This window comes from Streptomyces hygroscopicus subsp. hygroscopicus, from assembly GCF_001553455.1.
In the GTDB taxonomy this organism is placed as follows: domain Bacteria; phylum Actinomycetota; class Actinomycetes; order Streptomycetales; family Streptomycetaceae; genus Streptomyces; species Streptomyces hygroscopicus.
In genome coordinates, this window is the sequence record NZ_BBOX01000114.1 from 1 (window position 1) to 25,102 (window position 25,102).

Here is a 25,102-nt window from a genome sequence, read left to right on the forward strand (position 1 = left end):
CCGGCACGGCCACCCCGCCACGCCGGCCACCGACCTGCCCACACGACACCCCATCCACCAGGAACGACACGCGAAGCACGACGTTCCCGGAAACCAGCACGAACCCCCATGAACCAGCCCCGCAAGGGTTGACGAAACAGATAGGGGCACCCCCCTGGCCGCGGTGAAACCGCGCCTGGCAGACGAAGCGGTCCACGACACACACGGCACCGCCCGAGCGGTGCCCGGCCCGGACAAGGGCCGTGACCGGGTCCCGGCCAGGAGACAACGGGGGGGGCGGATTCGACCCTGGCCGCCCGATCCGCCCCACCGGCCCGGCGACGCAGAGTCTTCGTCCGCAGGTCAGCGGACCGAACCTGCGGGGACCACGCCGCGCAACGCGCGGCGGCCACCGCAAGAAGCGTCCGATGCCACACCTGACTCCCTCCCGCACGCCACTGACACCGGAACACGCGGGCATGGTGCTCGGCCTCGACCCAGGTCGAGGGCGACGGGCGGCTCGCTTGTTCTGCTGACCGGCGGAAGTCCCTGAAGGCGTGGGCGGACGCCTGGGGACTTGTCATGGGGGTGTACCGGCCGGCTGCGGGGGTGGGGTCGTCGCGGTGCGCCGGTACGCGCTGGGGCTGATGCCGCGGGCCCGTTTGAACGCCACGCTGAACACGAACGCGTCGGAGTAGCCGACGGTGCGGGCGATCTCCGCGACAGTCACCGTCTCGCGCTCGGTCAGCAGGTCCGCAGCGAGCGTCATGCGCCAGTGGGTGAGGTAGGTCATCGGTGGTTCGCCGACCAGATCGGTGAACCGTTTCGCCAGCGTGGAACGCGACACTCCGGTCCGGTCGGCCAGCGAGGCTACCGTCCACGGCGCTGCCGGTTCCCCGTGCAGCAGGCGCAGCGCGCCGCCCACCACCGGGTCGCGCCCGGCGGAGTACCAGCCCGGCGGAGTGCCGCCGGGCCGGTCGAAGTACTCGCGCAGCGCGCACACCAGCATCCAGTCCAGCAGCCGGTCGAGGACGACCTGCTGGCCCGGCGTGTCGGCGGCGACCTCGGCGGCGAGATGGTCCCACACGGGGTCGGGCCCGCCGCCGGGCCCCACGCGCAGTACGTCGGGCAGCGCGTCCAGTAGCCTGCGACTGATCTCGCCGCGCACCGGATAGGCACCGACGACCAGGGTCGTCGTGCCCTCCCCGCCGGTACCGGCTTCGTGCCAGCCGAGCCGGTACCGGGTCCCGCCCTGCTCGGGCGTCGAGCAGAACGCGCCGCACGCGACGGGTTCGGCCCGGGTGCCCACCTCGTCGACGAAGAGGAACGGCGCGGGGCCCCGCACGATCACTGTCTCGCCGATGCCCAGACGCTCGGGCGGGCGGCGCTCCGGCACGATCCAGCCGCCTCCGGAGAGGACGGTGCACAAGGTCAGCGGCGCGCCGTCCACGAAGTGCAGCGACCAGGGCGGGGTCAGGGTCGAGCTGCCGAACAACGAGCCCTGGGCCCGCACTCCGCGCAGTAGGTCACCGAAAACATCCACCCGCCAAGGCTAAACGATTCAGACGATCACCCAGGTGATCTGGCTTATCACCCATGGAACCGTCCGGGTACGTGCCGTTGACTCGCTGTCATGAACAACGGCATCACTCTTGTCCTCGGTGCGACGGGCAACACCGGCCGGCGGGTGGCCGCCCGGTTGCGGCTGCGCGGCACACCCGTGCGCGCCGCCTCCCGTTCCACTCAGACCCCGTTCGACTGGTTCCACCCCGCCGGCTGGGATCAGGTCCTGCGGGGCGTCACCATCGCCTACGTGGTGCCGCCGCCCGTGCCCGGTCCGGTGCACGACTTCGTGGCGCGGGCCGAGGCCGCCGGTGTGCGGCACCTGGTCCTGCTCTCCGGTCACGGCGCCGACCATTGGGGCGACTCCGCGTTCGGGCTGGACATGCGCTCGGCCGAGGACGCCGTGCGCGGCTCGGCGCTGGAATGGACCGTCCTGCGCGCCTCGAACTTCGCCCAGAACTTCGACGGGCACCCGTTCCGCGTCCCGCTGGCCGCCGGCGAGCTGGCGCTTCCGGCGGGTGCGGTCCCCGAGCCGTTCATCGACCTCGAGGACGTCGCCGACGTAGCGGCCGCGGTGCTGTCCGAGCCCGGCCGACACGCCGGTCGGGTCTATGAGCTGACCGGGCCGCGCGGCCTGACCTGGGCGGAGGCAGTCGAGCTGATCTCCCGGGCGTCCGGGCTGCCCATCGTCTACCGGCGCGTTTCCCCGGCCGAGTACACCGCGACGTTGGTTCAGGAGGGCTGGAGCGAGGACGAGGCCCAGCACCTCGCCGAGATGTTCGTGCTGCTCGAGCGCGGGGCCGCCGCCTGGACGACGGACGACGTCGCCACCGTGCTGGGACGCGCGCCGCGGACCTTCGAGGACTTCGTCCTGCGGGCCACGGCAGCGGAAGCCTGGCGGTGCTGAGTCCCGCGGGCCCCGGCCTGCCGTACTGGACCCCGGGAGGCGGAGCACCGCGCGCCATCCCGCGCATCCACACCACTTGTTGACGTCTGTTCTTCACGTAACTGGAGCCATCGATGCATACCCTGCTGGTCGCCGCCAACCCGGATCCCCGGTCCCTGACGCATTACGTGCTGGGAAGACTTGAGGCAGCGCTTCTCCCCGGTTCGGTCGAGATCGCCGACCTGTCCCAGGAGGAGTTCGACCCCCGGTTCACTCCGGCGGATCGTCGGGCGTACCACGAGGGAGGCGATTATCCGGCTGACGTCATGGCTGAGCACCGTCGTCTTGAGCGTGCCACCGATCTCGTGCTGGTCTTCCCGGTGTACTGGTGGTCGATGCCTGCGCTGTTGAAGGGGTGGATCGACCGTGTCTTCGTCAACGGATGGGCCTTCGAGCACTCCCCGACTTCGGGCCTGCGGCCGAGACTGCAGCACCTCACCACGCATCTTCTGCCCATCGCCGGCGGCGACTCCGGTGCGTACGAGCGCCACGGATACGAGAGTGCGCTGCGGACACAGATCGAGCACGGCATCGTCGACTACTGCGGCAGTCGGCGCGGCTCCACAGCGTTCATCCACGAATCCGAACAACTCTCCCCCGGGGCCACGGTGCGAGGTGTTGACCGCGCGGTGCGGATCATCAGCGAAGCCATCCATGCCCGCCTGGCGGAATGAGGAAGGTCAGACGCCCTCCTCACCCGGTGAGACACTGCGGCAGTGCGGTCAGGGGCGCTGGCTGCTGCGCTTCGAAAGGGACGTCGGAACGCCGAGCCCACCCCGGCTCCAGGCACGATGACCGTCTCGCCGTGAGGGTGTCACCTGTCACCGCGCGGCAGCGCGTCCAGTCCACGGCCCAGGACGTGGGCAGATACAGCTCCCGGTCGACCAGGACGCGTCCGGCTGTGGTGACAGCCGGACGCTTCCCGGCACCTGGCGTGACCTGCGCTGGATGCTCGCGTACTCCTGCTACGGCCCGCTGCTGGCCGTGCTCGCCGTGCCGCTGTGGCTGCTCGGTGTGGTCCTCGACGGCGTGTGGAGCGGCCTGCTGGGCCGCAGGCCGGTGGTGCTGCTGCTGATCGACCGGCTCGCCGACACGGACGCCCACTGGTCGCGGGCGCTGCTCACGCCCTCCCCCGAGGCACTGCTCACCGCCCGCGTCGAGGAGCTGGCCCAGACGCGGGCGGATGCGATCGCCGCGCACGGCGCCGAACTGTGCCGCATCGAGCGCGACCTGCACGACGGGGCCCAGGCGCACCTGGTCTCGTTGTCCATGCGGCTCGGCCGCCGACCTCAGCGACGCGAGCAAACAGCACCTGCAGCACGCCGTCGATCGGGCGCGGGACGCGGGCCTGACCGTCGAGGCCACCGACAGTGTCCCGGGCACCGACCCGGACCGGGCCGGGTTCACCACCGCCCCCGCCGCCGCACGCGACCAGCTCGTCCTGGCCGCCGGCATCATCACCGGCACCGTGACCGACCTGGTCGGAGCCATCGGCCGCCACGTGCTGGCCCACCTCCAGTCCGCCCGGCGGATCCGCACCAAAGACCGCATCGTCAAGCGAGCGATCTCCAAATACAACGCACGCGGACCCGCCATCGACCGGACCACCTACAAACCCACCATCAACATCACCATGCTCACGAGCAGCCCTTGACACCCCCAGCCCCACCCTTAACTGAACGGCGTTGCGTCTAGAGGTCGATGACGACCTTGCCGTGTACGTGCCGGCCGGCCTGGAGCCGGACCGCGCGGCGGATCTGCTCGACGGGGAAGCTCGCCGCGATAGGCACCCGGAGCCGGCCCGCCGCCGCCAGGCGGGCGACCTCTTCCAGAGCGCCGGGAGCCGCGTTCGCACCGTTGGCCGTCGACACGCCGTCGATGCGGGCGGCGATGGTGCAGATGCGGCCGTCCGGGACGCCGAGCTCCCTTGCGGCGTGCACTGTCTCCGTCCCGTGCAGGTCGATGGCGGCGGTGACACCGCCGGGAGCGAGGGCTCGGACGCGATCGGCCAGGCCGTCACCGTAGGCGACCGGCTCAGCTCCGAGATCGCGCAGGTAGTCGGACGATGTCGCCGATCCTGTCCCGATCACGCGCGCTCCTGCCATCCGGGCCAGCTGGACGGCGAAGACACCGACCCCGCCCGCCGCGCCGCCGATCAGCACGGTGTCGTCCGGGCCGGGGTCGATCACGGCGAGGGCGGCGGATGCCGTGCGGCCGGCGATGGCGAGAGTGGCGACGGTGCGGTCGTCGACGCCGTCGGGGGTGTGATGGGCCTCGTTGGCCGCGATCCCGCCGGCCGGGTCGATCACCACGAAGTCGGCGACCGCCCGGGACAGGGCGCTCCCGAACACCCGGTCGCCGGGCGCGAAGCCGCACACCCCGTCACCGGCCTGGTCGACCACTCCCGCGTAGTCGGTCCCGAACCCGGCCGGGAGGCTCAAGCCGAACCGGGCGGCGGTGTCCGCGTCGGCGGTCATGATCCAGTCCATCGGGTTGAGACCGGCAGCGGTGACCCGCACACGGACCTGTCCCGGACCGGCCCGCGGAGCGGGAACCTCGCGGATGTCCAGGACTTCGGGGCCGCCGAAGGAATCGAGCCGGACCGCCCTGCTTCCGCCGATCGGCGGGTGATCGCCTCGTTCCTGCATGTACGTCTGTCTCCTTGCGGATCGAGGGAACGCCTTGAAACGGACTATGCTCCGTTTGCATGGATGACCGTAACGCAAACGGAGCGCGATCCGCTTCTGCTGATGCTCAGATGCGCGCGCCACGGGCGGACGCAGCCCGTAACCGCGATCAGTTGCTCGCGGTGGCGACCCGCGTCTTCGGGTCGGCTGACGCCGAGCCGTCAATGCGTGCGATCGCCCGCGAGGCAGGAGTCGGTATCGCCACGCTCTACCGGCACTTCCCGACCCGCCAGTCGCTGGTCGACGCGGTCTACCAGGACCAGGTCGTGCGGCTGACGACCGGCGCCCGCGAGCTGCTCGGCCAACTTGCCCCAGCTGCGGCGATGCGCCGCTGGATGGACTTGTTCGGGGAGTGGATCGCGACCAAGAACGGCATGCTCGACACGCTGCTCGCAATGATCGAGTCGGGCGAGATCGCCCACGCGCAGACCCGCAGCGAGCTCCTGGCTGCCATCACCACGATCCTCGACGCCGGCCGCACGGCGGGTGACCTCCGCTCCGACGTCACCGCCGAAGACATCGCCGCCTCCCTCATCGGCATCTTCACCGTGGCCCCCCAGCCCGAGCAGGAAGCCAAGGCCGATCGTCTGCTGAACCTCCTGATGGACGGCCTCCGGCCCGCCGCCCGGCCGGCCTGAGCCCGGATCGGGGCGGCTGGTGCTCCGACGATGTCGGGTTCGCGCTCTGACGACGTCGGGCTCGCCGGGCCGGGCAGGCCGCCGTCGGGAGAGGACGTCCGCCCCGGCGGACGCCTTTCTCGCTGCGCATGCGGGCACGTTCCCTGCACTCGGTGGCCAGGACATCGCGGTGGCGGGCGTCGGCGTTGCGCCAGCGCGGGCAGGCGTGCAGGGCTCGGGTCTGCACCGGCCCACCCCTGGAGCAGCACCAGCGGGGCGGGCAGGCCGTACGCGGGGCTGAGTGGTCGCAGGAGGTCAGGGCGGCCGGGTTCATGCGCCCGGCCGGTCACCGCGCACCCGACCGCAGAACCACCATGCGCAGATCAACAGCGCTCCTGTGTGCACGACCACGGTGGCCGCGATGGGGCGGGCAGCGGCGGAGAACAGCCGCAGCCTCCCACGGAAGCGGCGTCCGGCACGTCGAGGTTCATGGCTGCCCAGGTCGAGACATTCGTGGCTGCCCAGGTCGAGACAGCGGGGCGGCGGTGGTGCCGAGCGGGCCGGCCCCCGTCGCGGGCGGCTCATCACCCCACCGCCCGCTCCCGGGCTGTGGGCTCGGGGACCGGTTTCGCAGCCGGGCCGTGGTCTCGGAGATAGACGGTGACCCGCGCCCCGTTGACGTGGGTTGTTCCGTACGCGTGGAAGTGGCGCCGCAGGGTGCTTGTCTTCGCTTCTTCCTGCGGGTTGGCCGGCGAGTGCACACCCACCGCGCGGACGGCGACGATCCGTTCGAATTCCAGCATGCGTGCCGCGATGTCCTGGGCGGGAAGTTCGACACCTGCGAGTGTGTTCGACGAAACGGAATCCTGGGCCAGGGCCAGATCCGTCAGGAAACGGGTGTCCTCGGGGTTGGCCCCGGTCAGGATCCGTTGCCGGCCGGAGAGGTAGAGCAGCCCGTCACCGGGACGGCCTTCCTGGCGTACGGTGGCGCCGACGGCGGTCGCGTCATTGCTCCGGCTCTGGGGCGTCCTCAGCGAAAGGCTCGACGGGACGAGCGCGGCCAGTGCGGCGACCACCGCGATCCACGCGGTGCGGGACCACCGTCGCAGCCGGTGGAAGTAATCCATCCAGGCGCCCAGCAGCAAGGCGATTCCGATGTTGCTGTAGAGCACATACCGGTCGACGAAGAGGGGCCTGACCAGTGAGGCGATCAGCAGCAGAAGGCCCGGAAGCACAAGGATCGGCACAGCCAGTGCCGCAAGCCGTACGGGTCCCCTCCCCCTCAGGGGCGCTCGGGCGCACGCCATGCCCACGACCGCCACCACCAGGAAATAACGCAGCCGCACCGGTCCGCCGATCCAGGACACCTGCTCCGACTGCCCCGCACTGCGGATCGCCAGTGGCAACAGTCCGGCCACGACGCCCGCGGCAGCTGCACTCCACGCCCTCGTCACCGGCCGTGGAACACGGGAGACGACCAGTGTGACGCCGTGTGCGACCAGGGCGAGGACCGCGAACTCATGGAGCAGACAGGCCAGCAGCATGGTGGAGCCATAGACCGCCCACCGCCACCGGGCGCGGTGCCGGACGCTGACCACGAGCGCATAGGTGGCCCAGGTGACCAGGGCACAGACCATGGCATACGAGCGGCCTTCCTGCGCGTACTTCTGTACCTGGGGAAGGAGCGGAAACACCAGCCCGGCCAGCAGCCCGGCGCGGGGTCCCGCCAGGCGCAGTGCCAGAAGCCCGACACCGCTCGCCGCCACGGACATGGCCAGCACGGACGGCAGCCGCAACGTCAGCAGCCCTCCGCCGAAGAGACCGAAGATCTCGTGCATCACGGCGTAGTAGAGGGCATGGACCAGATCAATGTGCTGGGCGGTGTGCCATATCTGCGATAGATCGCGTTGTGCGAGCTGATAGGTGACGGACTCGTCCCCCCACAGGGTGTTCTCCCTGCGGATGCCCCAGAGGCCCAGGGCCAGGGTCAGCGACAAGGGGGCGATGGCGACAACCGCTTCGGCCGGGCTCGGTGATGGTCGGCGGGCGGGCGCGGGAGGGGAAACCGCCCTGGCAACGGCGGGGACAGGTGCGTCAAGAGACATCGGCGGCAGGGCCTTTCAGCAGGGGGCGGAGACGTTCCGCCAGCGTGCCCGGACCGCGTTGACCGGTTGCTGATCCAACCTGACCGGCCGATCAGGGAGGCGGGCCGGCACTGTGCGAGGCTGCACGGCATGCGCATATTGGTGGTCGAAGACGAGGTCGACCTTGCCCACACCCTGCACACCGGCCTGAGCGCCGAGGGCTACAGCGTCGACCTCGCCCATGACGGGCGGCAGGGACTGTGGATGGCCCGGACCGGTGAATACGCCCTCGTCGTCCTGGACTTGATGCTTCCCGGCCTCAACGGCTACAAGGTCTGCGCCCAGTTGCGCCGGGAGGGCGACCCGACCCCCATCCTGGTGCTCACCGCCAAGGACGGGGAGTGGGACCAGGCGGAGGCCCTGGACACCGGGGCCGACGACTACCTGGCCAAGCCCTTCTCCTACCTGGTGCTCGTCGCACGGCTGCGGGCCCTGGTGAGACGAGCCGCCACGGCCGCCCCGCCCGTCCTCGCCGTGGGTGACCTGTCGTTGGACGTCGCCGGCCGGGTGTGCCGCCGGGCCGGGACCCGGGTGGACCTCACCCCGAGGGAGTTCGCCGTGCTGGAGCTGCTGGCTCGCCGAGCGGGCCAGGCGGTCTCCAAAGCGGATCTGCTCTATCACGCATGGCCCGACGAGGCCGAGGATCCCAACCTTGTCGAGGCGCGCGTCAGTTCCCTCCGCAAGAAGGTGGACGCCGCGTTCGACCGGCAGTCCCTGCAGACCGTACGGGGGACCGGCTATCGATTGGTGGACGACCGTGAACGCGTCTGAGCCGCGACGCCGCTGGTGGCCGCGTTCGGTACGAGCCCGTGCGGCCCTGGCGGCCGCCGTGGCCGCCGCCGTCCTCCTGGCCGGCACCGGCTGGTGGGTGCACCGCGAGATCTACCGCAAGAGCACGCAGGTCGCCGTCGAACAGGCCGCGGTGCACGTCTGGTCCCTCGTCGACCAGCTGAAGGAGGGGGTGGTTCCTCCCCGGACGAGCACCGTGCCGTACGAGGTCGTCGCGACCGGCCGGCGCACAGCCGTCGCCTACGGCGGAGGCATGGACGACTTCCATCCCGGCAGCCATCACGTGATGCCCGCCCCGACCGGGGAAGGGGCGCCCACCCACGTCCGGCTGCCTGTGAACCGTGACTACAACCCCGGGCTGAAAGGCGACGTGGCCGGCGGAACCCAACAGGTCGTGTCAGCCGACATCGGACCCGGCGAACTGAGCAGCGACGCAGCCGCCGCTCTGGGCGTCGCCGCCGACGCCAGGGTGCGGGTCTATGTGGTGGTGCTCCCCAGCGCAGCCAAGGACATCACCGAGAGCACCGACGGCATGCTGCTGCGGGCCGGCCTCGCCGGCCTCGTACTGATCGCCGCCGTCGCCTACTTCACCGTCCGCATCGCCCTGCGGCCGGTCGAAGCCATCCGCGTGCTCACCGCCTCGGTCAACGCGAGTGACCCGCGCGAACGCGTCACCGTCCCCGCCACGGGACACGAGATCACCGCCCTGGCCACCACCATCAACACCACCCTCCAGCGCCTCGACGACGCCGCCGCCCAGCAGCGCCGCTTCGTCGCGGACGCCGCTCACGAACTGCGCAGCCCCCTCACCACACTGCTGGCCAGCCTGGAGGTCGCGCTCGCCTACCCGGACCGCACCGACTGGCCCGCCACGGCCACCACCGCCGCACGGCAGACCCGCCGTCTCCAAGCCCTCGCCGAGGACCTGCTGCTCCTCGCCCGCCTCGACACCCGGGCTCCCGTCGCCGACCCGGAAACCGTCGACCTGACCGTCCTCGCCTCCCAGCTGGCCGACCAATACCCCCGCACCGACAGGCCGCTGGCCCTCAGCTGCGACAGCACCGCCCCCGCACACGTCCGCGGAAACCACGACGAGTGCGAACGGCTGCTGCGCAACCTGCTCGACAACGCCGCCCGCCACGCCGCACACCGCGTCCAGGTCTCCGTCCGGAGTGAGGACGACTGGGTCGTCCTCACGGTGCACGACGACGGACCGGGCGTGCCTCCCGAGGACGCCGAGCGCATCTTCGAACGCTTCGTCCGCCTCGACGACGCCCGCTCCCGCGACCAGGGCGGCACCGGTCTGGGCCTCGCCATCGCCCGCGACCTGGCCCACCGTCACCAGGGCACCCTCACCCTCACCCCCCGGGCCCTCGGAGCGTGCTTTCGGCTACGCCTTCCCCGGGCTCCCGCCCCGGCCGAGACATGACGCGCCCGCCTGCCGCCACGACGGCCTGGCCGGCCGACTCCGTGCGGCCGGCCTCGCCGCGGTCGCCGGCTCCGGCTTCGCCGGTCTCGGACCCTCGACGAGGACACCTGGCACCCGCACGTCTACGACTTCTCCCAGCCCGAGGTCACCGACCAGTGGCGCACCGCGAACCCGATGAACGAGCTCATCGCAGCGGCATCGTCCCGGCAGGTGCGCGGCACAGGCGCCCGGGTCGCCGCCTTCGACGCCCCGAGGGGGGAGCCTCCCCGGGCAGCCGGTGCCCCGCGTCCTCACCGCTCCAGTGGGCGGTGGGCGGTCTCGGGCAGTCGGAGGTAGACGGCGGAGGAGACCAGGCACAGCACGGCCACGTACACGGGGAAGAGGCCGGCCTGGCCCAGGTCCTTCAGCAGCGTGCCGATGTAGGGGGCCGTGCCGCCGAAGAGGGCGACGGTGAGCGAGTAGGGGAAGCCGATTCCCGCGGCGCGCACCCGGGCCGGGAACATCTCCGCGTTCACCGCCGCCGAGATGGCGGTGAAGCCGCTGAGCAGGATCATGCCCGCGCACTGCACGAGCAGCAGCGTGACGAAGGAGTCGTCGAGCACGCGCAGCAGCGGCACGCTCAGCAGCGCGAAGCCGACCCCGAACGTCAGCAGCAGCGGCTTGCGCCCCAAGCGGTCGGACACGATGCCCGCAAGGGGCTGGAGCACGGCGAAGAACGTCAGCGAGAGGGTGCCCGCCAGCAGCGCGTCCGATTTCTCCACCCCGGCGTTGAGCTCGGCGTACGTCGGCAGGTACGACGTCCACGTGTAGTAGGCGAGCGTGCCGCCCGCGGTGATGCCGCAGATCAGCAGCGACGCGCGCGGGTGGCGGCGCAGCGCCTCGAAGAGGCCGGGGCGGGGCGCCTTCGCCTGTTCCTCGCTGCGCGTCTCGTGCGCGCCGCGCCGGACCCAGAAGCCGACGAGGCTCAGCAGCGCACCCAGCACGAACGGGACCCGCCAGCCCCAGCTGTCCATGGCGGCGGGCGCGAGATTCGAGACGAGCAGTGCCGCGACGCCGGACGCGACGAGCTGTCCGATGGTCGTCGACACGTACTGGAAGCTGGAGAAGAGTCCGCGCCGGCCGGGCCCGGCGGACTCCACGAGGAACGTGGTCGAGGCGGCGAACTCCCCGCCCACCGACAGTCCCTGCAGCAGCCGGGCCAGGACGAGGACGACCGGCGCGAGGACCCCGGCGGCGGCGTACGTCGGCGTCAGCCCCACCAGGAGGCTGCTGCCTCCCATCAGCAGAATGGTCACCGTCAGCGCCGCACGGCGCCCGCGCCGGTCGGCTACCGCACCCATCAGCAGCCCGCCGATGGGCCGCATGAAGAATCCGACCGCAAAAACCGCGAACGTCGACAACAGCGGCACCAGCGAATTCGCCGCGCCCTTGGGAAAAATCTGCTCCGCGATGTACGTGGCAAGGAAGGTATACGCGTACCAGTCGTACCATTCCACCGCATTGCCGACCGAGGCGGCGAACAACTGCCGCACGGGACGCGCCGGCAGGGCCACCGCCTCCGCATCAGCCCCCTCGCCGGCACCGCAATCCGGCCCGTACCCAGGCGCCGGCTCTCCTCTGAAAGCTGTCATGCTGACGAATCTCCCCGTCTTCGGACACGGCTATGACGCCGCGGCACCCTTCCCGGAATGCGGAGCGCTACACGCCAAGGAGGAACCTCCCCCGGCGACCGCTTCATCGAGACCGCCTGACGCCGAGAGCGAGGAACTCCGCCCTCACAGGGGCTCCGCTCAGGCGCTCGCAGCACTTCTGGCCGGCCGTCAGGCACGTGAGCAGACAGTCAGCATCGACCCTGCCGGAGGTGGCGAAACCCGGCAGCACCCGTACATGAATGGCCACGCGCATGGTAACCCTGGCCTGCGTTTGCTGCGGGTACGGGGTGCTCCTTCGCCTGGACTCCCGCGCAGCATGGGCGCATGGCGCCTCTTCCCATCGCCCCGCGCCCGCTGAACGCCGACGAGCGCGCAGTGCTCGGACACGGGCTGTCAGCGGAGTCCGTCGGCGCGTCACAGCGGCGGAGTCAGCTGGATCGCGCTGAGCTCATCGCCAGGTGGGCCTGACTCTGGTATGTATCGCTGTCCATCAGCGTGACGAGTACTGTCCGCTCAGATCCAGGAGCGGTCGTGCTCAGGTCGTTGTCGTAGATGTACTTGCCGGGGCCATCGCTCAGGTCATAGCGCAGGGTGTAGTGCGTACGGGGTTCGGCAGCGGTGCCGGTCTCCTTTCGCACCACCCATGAAAGATGATCCCCGGGGGCAGGCACGCACCTCACCGTCGCTACCACGTGGGCCGCAGAACGAGTGGGCTTCCCGTCCAGCGTCAGGACGACATCCTCGTCCGACGTACCGCACACAGCGCTGGAACCCGCTGGCGTCGGGTGGACAGGGGCCGAGGCCACGGCGGCGGGCGTCGTCACGGCCCGGAAGGGTGGCCGGCGGCCGGGCCGGGGACGGCCCGGGCCGACCGGTGTGCGGCGTTCCTCACCCGCGGGTCCACCTCTGGTTGCCCTGGCCGTTGCAGGTCCACAGGATCAGCGGGGTTCCGTTGGCGGTGCCGGCGTGGTCGACGTCCAGGCACAGGCCGGCGTGGACGTTGCGGATCGAGCCGCTCGTGTCGAATGTCCACTTCTGGTTGTCCTGTCCATTGCAGGGCCAGGTGATGACGCGTGTGCCGTTGGCGGTGCCCTGGTCGTAGGCGTCCAGGCACTTGTCGCCGAAGACGCGTAACTCGCCGCCGGCCCAGGTGGTCCACAGTTGGGCGGCGGCCGCGTGACAGTCCTGGATCAGCACCCTCGCCCCGGCCGCGGTCGAGGCGTTCTCCACGTCCAGACAACGGCCGGACCCGTCACCGCGCAGCCGGGACGTGGTGGCGGCCAGTGGCGTGCCGCCGGTCATCCGGAAGGCGGCCACGCCGTGGGCGGGCACACTCGCCGAGACCTGTCCGGTCGTGTGCGATGTGCTGCCGGTCCACAGGTCGGTGAGGGTGAACGACGCGCCGGACAGACCGATCTGTGCCGCCGTGGCGCTGACAGCCGCCGTGCTGTTGCCCCGGTTGAACAGGCCCACCGCGACCGAGCCGTCGGACAGGGGCTTGGCGAACACCTCGGTGTCTCCGTCGTCGCGCACCCTGCGCCCGGCCGCGCCCAGCGGGTCCTGGTTCACCGCCAGCAGGCGCGGGTTGCGCAGGACCGCGCTCACATCGGCCGACATGGTGCGGATGTCGTTACCCGCCATGAGCGGCGCGGCCATCAGGGCCCACAGGGCGAAGTGGGAGCGGGACTCGGTCAGCGACAGCCCGGGGCGGCCGACGACGAGCATGTCGGGGTCGTTCCAGTGGCCCGGACCCGACTGCGCGGCCAGCGGCGCGGTGACGTCCACGACGTTGCCCACGCCCATCGGATAGCTGTTGGTGTTGCCGTTCTGCCAGATGTCGAGCAGGTCCTCGGTCGTCCGCCACAGGTCGGCGACCTCGCCCCAGTTGTAGGTGTCGCCGGTGATGGCGTGGTAGCTGTTGGGGTTGATGCTGTAGACGATCGGGCGTCCGGTCGCGCGCAGCGCGTCGCGCATGAGGGTGAACCGCGCGACCTGCTCGTCCCGGGTGCCCGCGGAGGAGCACCAGTCGTACTTGAGGTAGTCCACACCCCACGAGGCGAACGTGCGAGCGTCCTGGGTCTCATGCCCCTTGCTGCCGGTGGCCCCGGGGTAGCCGCCCCCGCCCTGCGCACACGTGCGCTCGTTGGGCACCTGGTAGATACCGAACTTCAAGCCCTTCCCGTGGATGTAGTCCCCGAGCGCCTTCATCCCGCTCGGGAACTTCGACGGGCTGGCCCGCAGGTTGCCCGCGGTGTCGCGTTGCGGATCGAACCAGCAGTCGTCGACCACCACGTATCGGTAACCGGCGTCCCGCATGCCCGAGGAGACCATCGCGTCGGCGGCCTGGCGGACCTGTGCCTCGGTGACCCCGCACCCGAAGCTGTTCCAGCTGTTCCAGCCCAGCGGTGGGGTGAGCGCCGGACTGCCCGGGGCCGCCCGGGCGGCCGAGTGGCCGGAGGCGGTGGTGAAGACGGTGCCGATCAGCGCGGCAGCCGTGAGGAAGCGGAGTAATCGTCCGCGTGGTTCCGACACGGGATGGTTCCTTCCTGGATGGCTCGAGGCGGTCGTCCGCGGTGTGCGCGACGCGGCGGTCGACGGGGCCGGGGGCCGCGGGTTCAGCGGTAGCCGGCGGCGGCGATGTTGGCCTGCACGGCGTTCTCCGTCTGGTCGGAGGGGTAGCCGGAGACCATGGCGCCCTCGTAGAACGTGCCGGCGCTGAGGTTGGTGTTGCCGTTGCAGCAGTCACCGCCGCTGCCAAGGATGATGGCCCCCTGCTTCTTCATGGGGTTGTAGCCGGCGGGGAGGGGGCCGGCGTACAGGGTGGCCAGGCTCCCGGACTGCGCGTTGCTGCCTTTGATCGCGAACCGGGTCGTCCCGTTGTTCTTGAGCGTGGCGGTGACGAACTTGCTGGTGAAGGCCCTCTGGTTCGGGTTCCAGGACTGGCTGCCCCCGGAGTACAGACCCCATTCGAGGTCTGCCTGGACCCATGGGCCGTTCCCGGAACACCCGCCGAACCAGCACTGTGTGCTGAAGTTGATGGCGTCCATGGCTCCGGGGCCGTCGGCCTTGCGGGTGGTCTCGCTGTTGCCGTAGTCGAAGCAGCAGCCGCTGTTGACGTGCGTGCCGCTGGTCACCATGTACATGCCCTCGGGTGCGCTGCCGGTGGGGACGCCTGTCGTGTGACCGTCACGCCAGTAGCTGTTTCTGGGGTTGATGTAGAGCGAGTAGGCCCTGTTGCCCCCGACCGTCAGGGATTCACTCGTCGCGTTCGCGGCGGTGTCGGAGCCACCGACTCCGCCCGGCCCCTGGTAGCCCAGGTTGTTGCCGTGCCCGGACTGGTCGTAGACCCAGGTGATGACGCATGAGGTACCCGCGCAGAACGAGTCCTGGGCGGCGGCGTCGGCGACGCCGCCCGCCGCCAGGGGGCCGATGTCCCGGGTCGCGTTGTCGGACGAGCGCCTGACTTGGTACAGCTTGCCGGCGTACGAGCCGTAGAGCGCCCGCACTGTACTGTGCGCGGCCACACAAGGCGTGCCGCCCGACGCATAGATGTCACAGGGACCGGTGCCGGCGGCGGACGCCGGTCCCGGCCGGTAGACCATCGCCACCAGGACCGCGAGCAGCATCAGCGCCGAGCCCGCGGCCATGGTGGCGGGTGAGCGCCGTCCGCGGGACACACCGCCCGGCACGGAAACCCGTAAAGGCCGCACTGGCTCCTCCCAAGGCAATCATGGACATGACATATCCCCCGCCGGATATCCACCGGACGCCGTGGGGGGACGGAACCGTGCGTCCGGCATTTCGAACCACTGTCGAGACATCGGACATGGATGGATGATAAGGAAGCGCTGACGACTGTCAATACCGCCCACCGGGCCGACTCGGAGGCGCGATGGAAACGCAGATGGCCCCGCGGCGCGGAACGGCCGGCGACCTGTGGGTACGGTCTCCCCCCGCCGCGACGCCGCAGAACCGTCGCCCGCATGGGGCAGTCGACCCCTGGATCGTCCGGGCCTCGCACCCCTTGACAGCTCCTGAGATCCCATGGGACCCCTGAGAGGCATGGGACGTACCGGGTGCGCCCTGCCACCGTCCCGTACGCGCACATCTCCGCCTCCGCGCATGCCGACAGAAGGTCATGTCATGACGATCGACAGGCACGCCTCCCCCTCCGTCCCGGACGCGGCAATCCCGGGCCGGCCACCCCGCGACGGCCATCGCCACCCTGGACGGCGGCCACTTCACCCGGCCGCTGAGGTGACGCCTGTGGCGGTGGTGGTCGCGGCACCGCCGGACTGACGTTCCCCGGGATACCGGTCGCCGCGGCCCGCTCAGCTTGCCGATCATTGCCCGGCATGTCGAACGATGGGTGCACCGGATCCGCTCGGCGACGCCCTTCCTCCGGATCGCCCGCGACCGTACTCGCACCACCCGTACGGACAAGGCCCCACGCGTTGCCGCCATGAGCAACCTCCGCGGGGCTCCCCACTCACACCGGTGCGCGGCGCCCGCGCGCCCCGCTCACCCCTACCACGACAAGGAGTCACCCATGTCGATGCGACGGCGAACCTTACTGGGCCTCGGCGCGGCCGCGGCCACGGGCATGTCCCTGCTCGGCAGCAGCGCGGCCGCCGGCACCCCGTCGCCACGCATGGCCGCACCGCGGCAGGCACCCACCACGCAGTTCGCCATCGGTGTGCGCCAGTTCTCCTGGTCGCGCGGCAACCGCCAGCTGACCACGAAGATCTTCTACCCGGCCGCCGGCACCGCGGGCGGCAACCCCATCCCCAACGCCCCCATCGCCGACGGCATCTTCCCCGTCGCCGAATGGAGCCACGGCATGGGGTGCACCTCCGACTGCTACGCCTCCCAGACCCACGATCTGGCCTCCGCGGGCTTCATCTGCCCCGCCCCCTCGTTCTCCGACAACACCAACATCGGCAGCGTCTACAACGGCAACTGGTCGAAGGACGTCTCCGAGGTCCTCACCCGGACACTGGCGCTCGGCGACACCGCGGGCGACCCGTTCGCCGGACACATCGACACCCGCGCCGGTGTCGGTGTGTCAGGTCACTCGATGGGCGGGATGACCACCCACGGCCTGCTCACCGCCTGGCCGGACAACCGCATCGTCGCCGCAGTCCCGGTCGCCTGCGTGGACATGGGCAACCCTGCCGGCCTCCACGCCAATGTGCTGTTCATCCACGGTGACCACGACCCGACCTGCGACTACACCTCGGCCCGCGCCGCGTACGCGGAGCTTCCGTCCCCCAAGGCGTTCCTCACGCACGTCGGGGCGGACCACGGCCAGTACCTGACCCCGGACTACCGGTACTACGCCCAGACCAGGAACACCTTCCTGGACTGGTTCCGCTGGAGCCTGTACGGCGACACCGCCGCCCGCGACCGCCTGGGGGGCGACGCCACCAGCAACGGCACCTCCTGGCAGGCGGCCCTCGGCCAGTGAGCCGGCCGGCCCGTCCAGCCGGTTGGCCGCCGCGCCGGCGCCCGCCGCGCCCCGCCGGACAGCTCGGCGGGGCGGGCTCCTCCCCCGGCCACCGCGCGAACCCCCGGCCCCGCGCCGGATCCGGGCAGGCGCGGCAGAGGCCCGTCGGGCGCGCCAACAGCCGACGGCGTCGAGTGTTTCCGGAAATTTTCGACCGCTGTTCGGTCCTGTGCGGTTGGCTGATTTCGCATGCCGTGGCTGACCTGTGGGCTGTTGGATCGTGGTGGAAGCGCGGTGTCGGCTGGCTGAGGGCTTCATGGGCGGCGAAATCACCGAAAATGGTTCCGAAAATTTCGGTCCTGCGTGCGATGCCGTCGGTGGTCAGCACGTTCGGTGGTGGGCGGGTGGGACTGCCGGGGAACCGCCCGTCCTCACGGCGTGTCGCATCGCGATGGGCGAGCGGGGGCGGATTCCGGACGCCGCACGGGAAGAACGCCGGCTTCGGGAGTACCTGGAGGCGCCTTGAGCCAACTCCGGTTACAGCATTGTCGGACATCATGGCCATGCCTAACTTCGGTGAGAGAGTCCCGTGATCACCAGGAGGGGTTGGACCATGACCGCGATCAGAACCGTACTGGCGGCGCTCGCCGGCGCCTTGGCACTCCTCGTCTCCGGTCTCGTCTTCGCACCGCGGGCAACGGCGGCTTCGCTCGTGGAGGTGACCAGCTTCGGCAGCAACCCGGGCAACCTGCGCATGCACCTGTACGTGCCGGACTCCCACCCGGCCAAACCGGCGATCGTGGTCGCCATGCACGGCTGCGGCGGCTCGGGCCCCGGCTTCCACCAGAGCAGCGAGTTCGCGTCGCTGGCCGACCAGCGCGGCTTCGTCGTCATCTACCCGACCGCCACGAAGCAGACGGCGATGAGCAACTGCTTCGACGTGTGGTCCGATGCGTCGAAACACCACAACGGCGGAAGCGACCCGGCCTCGGTCATCTCGATGGTGTCCTATGTGGAACAGCACTACAACGGCGACCCGCAGCGGGTCTTCGTCACCGGCAGTTCGTCCGGCGGCATGGAGACCACCGCGCTGCTGGCCGACTACCCGGACGTCTTCAAGGCCGGGTCGGCGTTCATGGGCGTCCCCTTCGGTTGCTTCGCGAACGAGGCCGACTTCCCGCCGTGGACCAGCACGTGCGTGGGGGGAAACATGCACAAGACGGCACAGGCATGGGGCGACCTGGTCCGGCAGGCGTACCCGGGCTACTCCGGCACCCGTCCTCGCGTTCAGCTGTGGCACGGCACCAACGACACACTCGTGCCGTTCCAGCTCCTGCAGGAAGAGACCAAGCAGTGGACGGACGTCTTCGGGCTGAGCCAGACGCCGACGTCGACGGACCAGCCGCAGCCGAGCTGGACGCGGCAGCGTTTCGCCGGCACCGACGGCGCCGTGCGACTGGAAGCCATCAGCGTCTCCGGGGCCGGGCACCAACTGCCGATGGGCGGCATGGCCGCGGCCGCCGTGCAGTTCTTCGGCCTCTGAGCCCGCCACCCGGCCTCGGCTGCTTCCCCCTGACCCGCTGATCCCGCGCCCTTCCTGCGACAGTGGGGCGGCCGTCCCCCGCCGCACTGCGAGGCGTCGAGCGACGTCGTGCGGATGAGCGTCCGCCGGCCGAACCGCCCGGGAGGCATCCGGTGCTCGTACAGGCACCCCGCCACCCCGGGTGGAGGTGCTGGGCCGATCTCGCGAGTCCCTGCCGGCAGGCGGGCGGGGCAGCCGGGGTCTCCGAGCCCCGTCCGGACTCCTCGCCGCCGGTGCGGCCGACTCCCGCCCTTGTGTCCGGCCCCGCCGCACCGGGTCTTGTCCGGGAGCGCTCGGGGTCCTACATTCCGGGGAGCTATGGGAGCGCTCCCATAGCTCCCCGCCATCGAGGAGGGAATGTCGTGACCACTCCCGTGAGGTCGGTGACGCTGGCACTGCTGACCGCGCTGGCGTCCCTGTGCGGTCTGCTGACCGCGGCGTTACCCGCACACGCGGACACGGTGCTGTGCGACCAGTACGCCAGCACCACCATCCAGGGCCGTTACGTGGTGCAGAACAACCGCTGGGGCACGAGCGCGACCCAGTGCATCAACGCCACCGGCAGCGGCTTCACCATCACCCAGGCGGACGGCTCCGTGCCCACCAACGGGGCCCCGAAGTCCTATCCATCGGTCTTCTACGGCTGCCACTACACCAACTGCTCGCCGGGAACCACCCTGCCCAAGCAGCTCAGTTCGATCGGCAGCGCATCCACCAGCACGTCCTTCACCTACGCCAGTGGCGCCGTCTTCGACGCCTCGTACGACATATGGCTCGACCCGGCACCGAAGACCGACGGAGTGAACCAGACCGAGATCATGGTCTGGTACAACAAGGCCGGGCCGATCGCCCCCGTCGGTTCCCAGGTCGGCACCGCCACCGTCGGCGGCCGGTCCTGGCAGGTGTGGACCGGCTGGAACGGCACCAACAACGTGATCACGTTCGTGTCGTCGTCCACGCTCTCCAGCTGGGGCTTCAACGTCATGGACTTCGTCAATCAGGCGGTCAACCGCGGCCTGGCCACCCGCTCCTGGTACCTGACGAGCATCCAGTCCGGCTTCGAACCGTGGTCAGGAGGGGCAGGTCTCGCGGTGAACTCGTTCTCCGCTTCCGTCAACTGAGGCGGATCCGCCCCGACGGAAGTCACCCGGCACGCTCGGTGACCTGAGAAGTGCTTCTTCCTCCGCAGCCGACAAAAACGCTCGACAACCCCTGTCGTTGCAGGTCAGAAGCACTTCTTGAGGCTGATCCGGTTGTTGCCGGGGCCCCGGCCACGATGCCGTCGATTTCACCAGGGTTACTGACCCTCCCGGCCTCCAACTCCTTTCGTCATCAGGCCACTGAGTCGGCGGTACGCAGCAGCGGGTGCAGCGGGTGCACACCCGCTACGTCCTCGCCGCGGACGTCGGCTGTCCGGACTGTTCGACTGCGGCATGAACCCCTGCCGACGCCCGAACTCAGACCCCACGTCCTGAGCGGCGGGGACCCAAGGCAGCGAGTGTCCTGACCTCGGCCGGCTCGATCACGTAGTTACCGCAGCGATGAGTCACCGTGGCGATCCGCGTCCGGCCAGCGCATTGAACCAACGCGCCACCTGCGGTGCCGACACCGCGAAGGACCCGAAGTGGTCCGCCTCGCCCTGGTTCACCACGGGAACGTGTGCCTGGTGAGCGGCAAGCTGGAGCGCACAACTGCGCGCGTTCCCGATCGGCACGTCGGTGTCGGCCGCCCCCGCGTACAGCCGCACCGGGGCGTCGGGCTTCCAGTCGCAGGTGTGATCGGCCGCGCGCATGGCGTCCAGCAGCGGGCCGGTCGGGTACCGCAGACGGTCGTAGAAGGCGGGCGTGAGCAGTTGCTTCACCGAGGGGGCGAGGCCCTTGATCACCTCCTCCTCATCGTGCGTTCCATCGAAGAGTGACTCCACGCGGCTCGCGTACGGCGCACGGAAGACCTCGCCCGGATCCTCGTAGAAGTGATACAGCCGGTTCTGGGCGACCAGCCAGTACGAGATGTAGAAGACGCCGCTGGTGTCGTTGACCCGACCGTCGAACAGGGCCGGGACCTCCTGGCCCTCCAGGTCGTACGGCCCGCTCACCGGGGCCAGCCCCTTCAGCCGGAAATGCTGGTCCGCACCCCCGTCCAGCGCCCGGCCGAGCGCCATCGCGACCTGGCCGCCCTGCGAGAAGCCGGTCGCGTAGACGTCACCGGTGAGCGGACGGCCGAGCCGGTCCGCGGTCGCGCGGGCGGCGCGCAGCATGTCGACGGAGGCGGTGACCGCGGAGCGGGTGTCCATGTACGGATGCAGGCCCGGCCCCTCACCGAGCCCCAGGTAGTCGGGCGCGGCGACCGCACGACCCGCCGAGGCGTTCAGATACGACGGCACACGGCCCAAGTCCTCGCTCGCGGAGGGCGCGTAGGTGCGCTTGACCATGGTGCCATGCGTGTCCGAGACGAGGTCGAGCCGCTGGGTTCCGCCCTTGGGAAGGGTGAGGAGACCGGTTGCCGTCGTGGGTTTCCCATATGGGTCCACGGTCCGGTACGTCAACCGGTACGCCCGTACGCCGTACCGCACCGAATCGGTCGCGATGTCGCTCCCGGCCAGGAAGTCTCTGACCTGCCCGGCGTCACGGTCGGCGACCGGGACGACGGAGACGACAGTGCCGCGGTGGGCGGTGTCGCGCTCCGCCGCCGTGGCGACCGGCGCGACAGCGAATCCGGCGAATCCGGCGAATCCGGCGAGGAGCATGGCCGCCACGCCGGAGAGCCTTTTTCGCATCGCCCAACTGGTCTGTCTTTCTTGGGTTTTGCATCTCTCATCACTCATGTCGGAGACGTTACGGACTCACCGTTCGCATCGACATCCCGGACGCCCCCGGGTCCATGGTGCACTCAAGCCCACCATGGACAAGACGATCCCGTCCTCTGCCACCGGACCGCGGTGGCGCACCCACCGCGATCCGGGTGACGGCGGGGACTGAGCTGGTCTCCTGCTGCCCTTCTCGCCACGACGTCACCTTTTTCGGTGCAACCGGTTCGGTCCCGGCTCACAGACGCTGGGCGATGGTCCAGGTCCGCGCGCGGTCCTCCGCATCGAAGAGGTCGGTGTGGGTGATCATGACCTCGGTGGCCCCGGCGTCGAGATAGCGGCGCAAACCGGCGGCGACGGTGTCCTCGTCGCCGGCGATCAGCAGGTCCGCCGCGCTCGACAATCCCTCGGCCGCGATGACCTTCTGGTAGGACGGGATGCTGTCGTAGAAGCCGAGGGCGGCCGATACGCGGTCGCGGGCGGCTGCGGCATCGTCGGTGACCACCGCGGGCACCCCGGCCACGATCTGCGGGGCCGGCCGCCCGGCCGCGGCGGCGGCTTCGGTGATGACCGGCACGATCCGTTCGGCGAGCGTACGAGGCCCGGCGAGGAACGGATTCGTTCCCTCGGCCAACTCGCCCGCAGCCGCCAGGGCCCGCGGCCCCATCGCGGCCACCAGAACCGGGACCGCCGGGGAAGCCCCGGCCACGGCCGTCGAGCCGACCGGGCGCGACGCCAGCGTCTTGCCCACGAAGGCGGTGTCGTCGCCGTCCAGCAGCGGGCGCAGCGCGGTGAGGTACTCGCGCAGGTGCTGGATCTGCGGCGGATACGGCAGGCCGAACTGCGGCTCGAGTACAGTGCGTGCGCCGAGCCCGACACCGAGCCGGAAACGCCCTGCGGTAGATGCCTGCGCCGTCTTCGCCGCCGCTGCGAGCAGCAGAGGATGGCGAGGGTACATCGGCACCACCGAGGTGCCTACGAAGACCCTGGGCTCCGCCCGGCCCACCAGCGCCGCGAGCTGGGGCGCGTCGTAATCCGCCCCCTGCCCGAACCACACGGTGTGCACACCGGCGTCGGCCACCTCGTGGGCGAGCTCCACCGCCCGGTCCACAAGGTTGGTCATGCCGGCTTCCTGCGCGAACGTGCCTCCCAGAAACACTCCGACCCGCGTTCCGGCAGCGTTCATCACAAGCTCCTTCGCCTGATCCGGTCCATAGGACTCACATCGTCTGCATCGCCGCAGCCTCTGTCCCGCACCACCACAGTGATGACAGGTTCTGAAATCACCGTACACCTTGATTGCAGTCTCTGCAGTCACTACTCTGCGTGCCATGGGACGATGGCCGGCCGGCACGCAGGAACGACTGCAGGAAGCTGCGATCGAGTTGTTCACCGAGCGCGGCTACGAACGCACGACAGTCGCCGAGATCGCGACACGAGCCGGCCTGACCGAGCGCACCTTCTACAACCACTTCGCCGACAAGCGCGAGGTGCTCTTCCCCGACCAGGACTGGTTCATCGCCGAGGTCCGCGAAGCGGTGGGCGCGGCACCCGCGGAGCAGTCCCCGCTCGACGCGATCGCCGGAGCGTTCGCGGCCCGCAGTCACTGGTTCGACCAGCGCCGGGCCGCAGCACGGCGCCGCCGGCACATCCTCGACGCACATACCGATCTGCAGGAACGCGAACGGGCGAAACTGGCAGCCCTCGCCGAGGCGATCGCCGACGCACTGCGCACGCGGGGAATCCCCGACCCGGCGGCCACCCTGACCGCCACCGTCTCCGTCGCCGCCTACCAGCTCGCCTCAGCCCGGTGGCTGGCCGACCCGCAGCACACCCCCCTCGGACACCACCTGCACGCAAGCTTCGAGGATCTGCACCGCACCGCACGCACCTGGTAGCGCTCCATCCACACCGGCTGTGGCCGTCCCTACCGGCTGTGACCGTCGGGGTTCTTCCAGCTGATCTCAAACCGCTACGAACGCGCGTCCGCGATCGTCACCAGCAACAAGCCCTTCGGGCAAGCGCATATGTTCCGGCGAAGATGCGCAAGGTCGTGCCGCGGTGCAACAGGTTCAGCCCGGGGTTTCGATGCCGATGGTCACGGTGTCTGGCGCTGCTGCCACGAGGTGATCTGTCCAGCAATCGGACTGTTGAGTTGCCACTTCAGCACCACAGCCACGGCAGACAAGGTTCGGTCCATCCAGACCGTCGAGTCCGCAGCACCCATTACGCCGCCCACGGTCAGGATGTGGAGCGGTGCCCGGCAGGTCGCCGGGATGCAGGATGATCATTCCCGTCTTGGGGCTGATGGCGTAGGTTCCCTGGGACACCCGAGGCGGGGCAACGCGGTGGCCCTCGACCTTCTTGGCAGCGGGCGGCATCGGGACTCCTTGAAGTTCGCCGGTGAGTGGTTGCCGGCAGTTCGCGCAGGCAATGACGGGCATCGACCTATTGTGTCCGTTGACCGTTGCTCACCCGTTGCGGGAGGCGCCCGGGATCGATGCGGTCGGCGAGTTCGGCTGTCGCCTCCGCATCGACTCGACTGCCGATTCGGCGTTCGATGCCCGATGTGTCGGGCTGCTCGTTGCGGGCCTGCCAGCAGTCGCGGCGGTGAGGACGGCGGAGGGGGGCGTCCTCGGTGTGCTGGTGGAATTGCTCCACCACCCGCTGCCGTCCGGTGATCGCGCCGTCGACGGGGACCTCGCTGTAGTCCTCGCCTCGGAATGGACGTGATCCGCTCACTGAGGGCGCTGATCGCAGGGGGCGCGCCGGTGGCGTGGGAGCGGCCGTCGGCGTGCTCGTAGCGGGTCGGGAGGCTGGCCTCGCAGTCGGTCCACCAGCGGCCGTCAGCCGTGCGGGCCCCTTGAGTGAGGATGACGTCGAGCTCGTGGTGCATCCGGCACCGCCGCACCTCGCCCCCGGACCGGCGTTCACGCACCACTGCTCTGCACCCATGATGCGGATTTTCGTTCGCATCATGGGTGCAGGCTGCGCCGATTGATCCCTCAGCAATCATCCCTTGGGCGGGAGCCGGCCCCAGGGGAATCGAGGGAAGTACCTCTGGCCGGGCTCTGCCCGGAGCGGGACGGTTTTTCTTTGGCCTCGTATGGGGTTATTGGGCACGTAGCTCACCGGTCAGGCCCGGGGTGTCCCCGGCGTTCCGCCCGTGACGCGAGCGTGTCTTCCGGTGAGGCGGCCCTCCGCCCCCGGGCTTACATCCCCGCGTTGACCGGGCCGATGAAGGTCCCCGGGCGGGTGGCGGCCGACTGGTCCAGCAGCGCGCCGCCGTAGGGCCAGTCCAGCACGAGGTTCCTGCGCTCGTTCGGCGGGGTGATGACCACCTGGGCCGGCGCGAACTTCCGGTCGTCGTCGCGGGTCGAGGCCAGGAACGTGATGTCGAAGGCGACCTGCTCGCCGGGACTGACCGTCACGGGCTTGGGCTTCTCGTTGTCCCGCCGCAGG

General features: G+C 70.3%; 18 protein-coding genes and 5 pseudogenes. 12 read left to right on the forward strand and 11 right to left on the reverse strand.

Annotated elements, in window-relative coordinates; translation table 11 throughout:
• Nucleotides 1-559 precede the first annotated feature (559 nt).
• Nucleotides 560-1,522: an AraC family transcriptional regulator gene (locus tag AXW62_RS12635; RefSeq protein ID WP_060944600.1), complete on the reverse strand. Its 963-nt coding sequence runs from the start codon at nucleotides 1,520-1,522 to the stop codon at nucleotides 560-562.
• Nucleotides 1,523-1,612: 90 nt separating this feature from the next.
• Here AXW62_RS12635 and AXW62_RS12640 point away from each other — a divergent pair, with 90 nt between their 5' ends.
• From AXW62_RS12640 to AXW62_RS45695, 3 genes and pseudogenes are all read left to right on the forward strand, one after another.
• The gene (locus AXW62_RS12640) at nucleotides 1,613-2,449 is read left to right on the forward strand and encodes an NAD(P)H-binding protein (protein ID WP_060944601.1); all 837 of its coding nucleotides are present in this window, start codon (nucleotides 1,613-1,615) and stop codon (nucleotides 2,447-2,449) included.
• 113 nt (nucleotides 2,450-2,562) lie between these two features.
• Entirely contained in the window at nucleotides 2,563-3,162 is a 600-nt protein-coding gene (locus AXW62_RS12645) for an NAD(P)H-dependent oxidoreductase (RefSeq protein ID WP_060944602.1), read from the forward strand.
• Between the two features lie 247 nt (nucleotides 3,163-3,409).
• Nucleotides 3,410-3,814, forward strand: a pseudogene (locus tag AXW62_RS45695) (sensor histidine kinase); the annotation flags it as partial.
• A 365-nt stretch (nucleotides 3,815-4,179) separates the two neighbouring features.
• Here AXW62_RS45695 and AXW62_RS12655 read toward each other — a convergent pair.
• Complete coding sequence (locus AXW62_RS12655) at nucleotides 4,180-5,136, reverse strand: NADP-dependent oxidoreductase (protein WP_060944603.1); 957 nt, start codon at nucleotides 5,134-5,136, stop codon at nucleotides 4,180-4,182.
• Nucleotides 5,137-5,246: 110 nt separating this feature from the next.
• Here AXW62_RS12655 and AXW62_RS12660 point away from each other — a divergent pair, with 110 nt between their 5' ends.
• On the forward strand, nucleotides 5,247-5,813 hold the full coding sequence (locus AXW62_RS12660) for a TetR/AcrR family transcriptional regulator (RefSeq protein ID WP_107406276.1): 567 nt from the start codon (nucleotides 5,247-5,249) through the stop codon (nucleotides 5,811-5,813).
• Between the two features lie 76 nt (nucleotides 5,814-5,889).
• Here AXW62_RS12660 and AXW62_RS45700 read toward each other — a convergent pair.
• Nucleotides 5,890-6,039: pseudogene (locus tag AXW62_RS45700) on the reverse strand (IS630 family transposase); the annotation flags it as partial.
• A gap of 337 nt (nucleotides 6,040-6,376) precedes the next feature.
• Complete coding sequence (locus AXW62_RS12665; RefSeq protein ID WP_252368583.1) at nucleotides 6,377-7,789, reverse strand: glycosyltransferase family 39 protein; 1,413 nt, start codon at nucleotides 7,787-7,789, stop codon at nucleotides 6,377-6,379.
• Nucleotides 7,790-8,026: 237 nt separating this feature from the next.
• Between AXW62_RS12665 and AXW62_RS12670 the strand changes: the two genes are divergently transcribed.
• The 3 genes and pseudogenes from AXW62_RS12670 to AXW62_RS42720 all read left to right on the forward strand — a co-directional run.
• On the forward strand, nucleotides 8,027-8,707 hold the full coding sequence (locus AXW62_RS12670) for a response regulator transcription factor (RefSeq protein ID WP_060944606.1): 681 nt from the start codon (nucleotides 8,027-8,029) through the stop codon (nucleotides 8,705-8,707).
• Nucleotides 8,694-10,154, forward strand: coding sequence for a sensor histidine kinase (locus AXW62_RS12675; protein WP_060944607.1), 1,461 nt, complete (start codon nucleotides 8,694-8,696; stop codon nucleotides 10,152-10,154). The genes AXW62_RS12670 and AXW62_RS12675 overlap by 14 nt, the downstream gene beginning before the upstream one ends.
• Nucleotides 10,155-10,247: 93 nt before the next feature.
• A pseudogene (locus AXW62_RS42720) lies at nucleotides 10,248-10,355 on the forward strand (VOC family protein); the annotation flags it as partial.
• A gap of 89 nt (nucleotides 10,356-10,444) precedes the next feature.
• Here AXW62_RS42720 and AXW62_RS12680 read toward each other — a convergent pair.
• The 4 genes and pseudogenes from AXW62_RS12680 to AXW62_RS12695 all read right to left on the reverse strand — a co-directional run.
• Nucleotides 10,445-11,785, reverse strand: coding sequence for an MFS transporter (locus tag AXW62_RS12680; protein WP_079105301.1), 1,341 nt, complete (start codon nucleotides 11,783-11,785; stop codon nucleotides 10,445-10,447).
• Nucleotides 11,786-12,234: 449 nt separating this feature from the next.
• Nucleotides 12,235-12,447 carry a hypothetical protein gene (locus tag AXW62_RS12685; RefSeq protein WP_060944609.1) on the reverse strand — a complete coding sequence of 71 codons (213 nt, stop codon included), beginning with the start codon at nucleotides 12,445-12,447 and terminating at the stop codon, nucleotides 12,235-12,237.
• A gap of 247 nt (nucleotides 12,448-12,694) precedes the next feature.
• Complete coding sequence (locus AXW62_RS12690) at nucleotides 12,695-14,338, reverse strand: glycoside hydrolase family 27 protein (protein ID WP_060944610.1); 1,644 nt, start codon at nucleotides 14,336-14,338, stop codon at nucleotides 12,695-12,697.
• Nucleotides 14,339-14,421: 83 nt separating this feature from the next.
• Nucleotides 14,422-15,375, reverse strand: a pseudogene (locus AXW62_RS12695) (arabinofuranosidase catalytic domain-containing protein); the annotation flags it as partial.
• A 986-nt stretch (nucleotides 15,376-16,361) separates the two neighbouring features.
• On the opposite strand from AXW62_RS12695, the gene AXW62_RS12700 reads away from it, so the two are divergent.
• The 3 genes and pseudogenes from AXW62_RS12700 to AXW62_RS12710 form a co-directional block, all read left to right on the forward strand.
• A complete protein-coding gene (locus AXW62_RS12700) occupies nucleotides 16,362-17,273 on the forward strand; it encodes an alpha/beta hydrolase family protein (RefSeq protein WP_063817570.1) in 912 nt (303 codons plus the stop codon).
• A gap of 592 nt (nucleotides 17,274-17,865) precedes the next feature.
• On the forward strand, nucleotides 17,866-18,795 hold the full coding sequence (locus AXW62_RS12705) for an extracellular catalytic domain type 1 short-chain-length polyhydroxyalkanoate depolymerase (protein WP_060944612.1): 930 nt from the start codon (nucleotides 17,866-17,868) through the stop codon (nucleotides 18,793-18,795).
• A gap of 401 nt (nucleotides 18,796-19,196) precedes the next feature.
• Nucleotides 19,197-19,952: pseudogene (locus tag AXW62_RS12710) on the forward strand (GH12 family glycosyl hydrolase domain-containing protein); the annotation flags it as partial.
• A gap of 428 nt (nucleotides 19,953-20,380) precedes the next feature.
• Here the strand turns inward: AXW62_RS12710 and AXW62_RS12715 are convergent.
• Together AXW62_RS12715 and AXW62_RS12720 are read right to left on the reverse strand one after the other, a co-directional pair.
• The gene (locus AXW62_RS12715) at nucleotides 20,381-21,658 is read right to left on the reverse strand and encodes an alpha/beta hydrolase family protein (RefSeq protein WP_060944614.1); all 1,278 of its coding nucleotides are present in this window, start codon (nucleotides 21,656-21,658) and stop codon (nucleotides 20,381-20,383) included.
• A gap of 220 nt (nucleotides 21,659-21,878) precedes the next feature.
• On the reverse strand, nucleotides 21,879-22,826 hold the full coding sequence (locus tag AXW62_RS12720; RefSeq protein WP_173669830.1) for a TIGR03564 family F420-dependent LLM class oxidoreductase: 948 nt from the start codon (nucleotides 22,824-22,826) through the stop codon (nucleotides 21,879-21,881).
• A gap of 145 nt (nucleotides 22,827-22,971) precedes the next feature.
• Between AXW62_RS12720 and AXW62_RS12725 the strand changes: the two genes are divergently transcribed.
• Together AXW62_RS12725 and AXW62_RS42730 are read left to right on the forward strand one after the other, a co-directional pair.
• Nucleotides 22,972-23,538: a TetR/AcrR family transcriptional regulator gene (locus AXW62_RS12725; RefSeq protein ID WP_060944615.1), complete on the forward strand. Its 567-nt coding sequence runs from the start codon at nucleotides 22,972-22,974 to the stop codon at nucleotides 23,536-23,538.
• A 535-nt stretch (nucleotides 23,539-24,073) separates the two neighbouring features.
• Nucleotides 24,074-24,373 (forward strand): hypothetical protein, encoded by a 300-nt coding sequence (locus AXW62_RS42730; RefSeq protein ID WP_159060861.1) that lies wholly within the window; start codon nucleotides 24,074-24,076, stop codon nucleotides 24,371-24,373.
• Nucleotides 24,374-24,852: 479 nt separating this feature from the next.
• Here the strand turns inward: AXW62_RS42730 and AXW62_RS12735 are convergent.
• Nucleotides 24,853-25,102, reverse strand: a 250-nt coding sequence (locus AXW62_RS12735; RefSeq protein ID WP_159060862.1) for a DUF4232 domain-containing protein, incomplete at its 5' end; no start/stop codon positions are given.